Annotated in this window: 4 protein-coding genes and 1 pseudogene; all 5 read left to right on the top strand. The window is 62.0% G+C overall.

The features are described 5' to 3' along the window. Nucleotides 1–125 (top strand): annotated as a pseudogene (locus tag NKH28_RS34095) (S-(hydroxymethyl)glutathione synthase); the annotation flags it as partial. Between the two features lie 66 nt (nucleotides 126–191). Then, nucleotides 192–659 carry a YaiI/YqxD family protein gene (locus NKH28_RS34090; protein WP_352454435.1) on the top strand — a complete coding sequence of 156 codons (468 nt, stop codon included), beginning with the start codon at nucleotides 192–194 and terminating at the stop codon, nucleotides 657–659. Nucleotides 660–664: 5 nt separating this feature from the next. Further along, nucleotides 665–1,342 carry a DUF1345 domain-containing protein gene (locus NKH28_RS34085; protein ID WP_352819819.1) on the top strand — a complete coding sequence of 226 codons (678 nt, stop codon included), beginning with the start codon at nucleotides 665–667 and terminating at the stop codon, nucleotides 1,340–1,342. Nucleotides 1,343–1,445: 103 nt separating this feature from the next. Next, nucleotides 1,446–2,327: a cytochrome b/b6 domain-containing protein gene (locus NKH28_RS34080; RefSeq protein ID WP_352766747.1), complete on the top strand. Its 882-nt coding sequence runs from the start codon at nucleotides 1,446–1,448 to the stop codon at nucleotides 2,325–2,327. Nucleotide 2,328: 1 nt separating this feature from the next. Then, nucleotides 2,329–3,138: a molybdopterin-binding protein gene (locus NKH28_RS34075; protein WP_352614056.1), complete on the top strand. Its 810-nt coding sequence runs from the start codon at nucleotides 2,329–2,331 to the stop codon at nucleotides 3,136–3,138. Nucleotides 3,139–3,240 lie beyond the last annotated feature (102 nt).

Here is a 3,240-nt window from a genome sequence, read left to right as displayed (position 1 = left end):
GCATGGACGGCATAAGGTCACAGCTGAAGTCGATCGGGCTCGAACCTTATGATTGCCTCAATCCAGGACTGATGGACTATATCGCCACCTGGACGGCCAAGCGATCCGGCGCGTTGCCGGCCTAGTAGCCGCTCGACTATCATCGATCGAGCCGGGCGACGCCGCCCGGCTCTTTCACATTCGGAACAACGATGCCCGCACCCGCTATTCTCGTCGATGCCGACGCTTGCCCGGTGAAGGCCGAGGTCGAAAAAGTCGCCGAGCGGCACGGCATCGTCGTCACCTTCGTCTCCAATGGCGGCTTGCGTCCGTCGCGCGATCCGATGATCCGCAATGTCGTCGTCTCCAAGGGCGCCGATGCCGCCGACGACTGGATCGTCGAAAACGCCCGGTCCAACGACATTGTGGTGACCGCCGATATCCCGCTTGCCGCGCGCGCGGTGGCGCTTGGCGCCCATGTGCTCGGCCCGACGGGACGCCCGTTTACGCCGGAAACGATCGGCATGGCGGTGGCAATGCGCGATCTCAAGCAGCATCTGCGCGAGACCGGCGAAAGCAAGGGCTACAATTCGAGTTTCGCGCCGCAGGACCGCTCGCGGTTCCTAGGCGAGCTTGACCGCATCTTGCGGCGAGCGCTGAAATCCGCCTCAGCGGACTGAAGGCCATGGCGACTGGTACCCCGACCAAGATGCCCATGCAACGCCACACGCCGTTCGCGGTGTCGGCCTGCATCGGCGCGGCAGCCTTTGGCGCCGCGCTGGTCTGGCGTGCGCCGCTTGCCTATTCGATCGGCGCCAATGTGTTCTTTGCCGCCTATCTCGTCCTTGTCATCGCCCATATGCCGCGGCTTACCGGCAGCTATCTGCGCAAGAATGCAGGCGACACGGACCTGCCGGTACTGGCCATCTTCGCGGTCACGCTGATTGTCGTCGCTATTGCCATCATGTCGTTGTTTCAATTGATCAACAGGGAGAAGAGCGCGGACACCATCGAGCTTATGGTGGCGCTGCTGTCTATCCCGCTTGGCTGGTTGACCATCCATGCGATGGCGGCACTTCACTACGCGCATATCTACTGGTTGGATGGCGATGCGATGGATGGCGACACAAAAAAGAAAATTCCGGTCGGCGGCCTTGACTTCCCGGGCGGCAAGCGGCCGGAAGGCTCGGATTTCCTCTATTTCGCTACGGTGATCGGCATGACGGCCCAAACCGCCGACACCAACATCACGACCTCGCAAATGCGCCGTGTCGTGCTTGTGCATTCGATCCTGTCGTTCTTCTTCAACACGGTCATCGTGGCAGCCGCGGTCAACCTCGCCGTCAGCCTCGGCAGTCCGTAATAAATCCGTGATCGGGTGAAACATCGCTTAGGCTGGCGACGTATTGGGAGGAGAAGAGATCTGACGAGGCCGCGGAACCGCTTGGCAGGGAGGCACGGAAAATATGGAATCAGTTGCCAGAGGCGAAGCCAGCACCGGGGCAGATAGCGCTGCTTCGACGGATGCGACGCTGATCTATCGGCAGTCGCGCTGGACGCGGCTGACGCATTGGCTGTGGGCGATCGCGCTGTTCTTCATGCTGCTTTCCGGCCTGCAGATCTTCAACGCCCGCCCGCAGCTCTATATCGGCAAGGAGTCGGGTTTTGGCTACAACAACACCGTCTTCGCCATTGGCGCCGAGAATACGGCGACTGGCCCGCGCGGCTATACCGAAATCTTCGGCAAGCGCTTCGATACCACTGGCGTGCTCGGCTGGTCGGGTCCGGCCGGCCAGGAGACCTCCCGTGCCTTCCCGTCCTGGGCGACGATCCCTTCCTATTACGATCTCGGCACCGCGCGCGTTGTTCATTTCTTCTTCGCCTGGGTGCTGACCACCACGCTGCTGGTCTGGCTGGTCGCCAGCCTGATCAACGGCCATTTGCGCCGCGATCTTGCCCCGCGCCTCGATGATTTCAGGCGCCTGCCGCGAGACATTGTCGAGCACGCCAAGCTCAGGTTCCATCACACGCGCGACTACAACACGCTGCAGAAGATGGCCTATGGCGGCGTGCTGTTCGTGCTGCTGCCGCTGATGATCATCACCGGCCTTGCCATGTCGCCGAGCATGGATTCGGTGCTGCCGTTCCTGAATGATCTGCTCGGCGGCCGACAGACGGCACGCACCATTCATTTCACGGTGATGCTGCTGCTCGTCGCCTTCTTCATTATCCACATCCTGATGATCCTGGCCGCCGGCCCGATCAACGAGCTGCGCTCCATCATCACCGGGTGGTACCGAACCGACCCGCCGGCGCATGGCGACAAAGCGCCAGAGAGGAGTGCCTGACATGGCGAAATTCGAGATCAGCCCCAAGCTACAGATAAGCCGAAGAAAGTTCCTGACCTCGGCCAGCCTCGGCCTTTCCGGCATCATGCTGTCGGGCTGCGACGCCTTCGACAGCCAGCTTGGCGTCGGCGACAGCCTGCGCAGCTTCCTCGAAAGCGCCAATGGCCTGACCTGGCGGGCGCAGCGACTGCTTGCCGGCGCTGATGCGCTGGCGCCGGAGTTCACCGAGGCCGACATTCGCCAGCCGCAGCGGCCGAACGGTGTCACCGCACCGGACGACGATTTCTACAAGGGCCTGCTCGCCAGCGATTTCGCCGACTGGCGGCTGGAGGTTTCAGGCCTGGTCGAAAAACCGCTGTCGCTGAGCCGCGAGCAGCTGATGAACATGCCGAGCCGCACCCAGATCACCCGTCACGACTGCGTCGAAGGCTGGAGCTGCATTGCCAAATGGACCGGCACGCCGCTGTCGCTGGTGCTCGACCAGGCAGTGGTCAAGCCGCAGGCGCGCTACGTCATGTTCCACTGCCTCGATACGATCGACCGCAGCCTGGCCGGCGATATCAAATATTACGGCTCGATCGACCTGATCGATGCTCGCCATCCGCAGACGATCCTTGCCTATGGCCTCAACGGCAAGCCATTGCCGGTCGAGAACGGCGCGCCGCTGCGCGTGCGCGTCGAGCGCCAGCTCGGCTACAAGATGCCGAAATACCTCTACAAGATCGAGCTGGTCGACGGCTTCGCCAACATCGGCGGCGGCAGAGGCGGCTATTGGGAGGACAATGGCTACGACTGGTACGGCGGCATCTGACCGATAGTGTTGAAAAAGTCCGGGTTGCAGCAGTCCTGAAGCACTTCTCTATTCGGCATGTTGAGGTCAAGCGCTTTCGAGCTTGCGGCTTCTCCGGCGTTT

This window comes from Mesorhizobium sp. M1227, assembly GCF_040318315.1.
GTDB lineage: Bacteria > Pseudomonadota > Alphaproteobacteria > Rhizobiales > Rhizobiaceae > Mesorhizobium.
The sequence above is the reverse complement of the archived record's forward strand: the minus strand, read 5'-3'. Positions and strand labels throughout refer to the sequence as shown.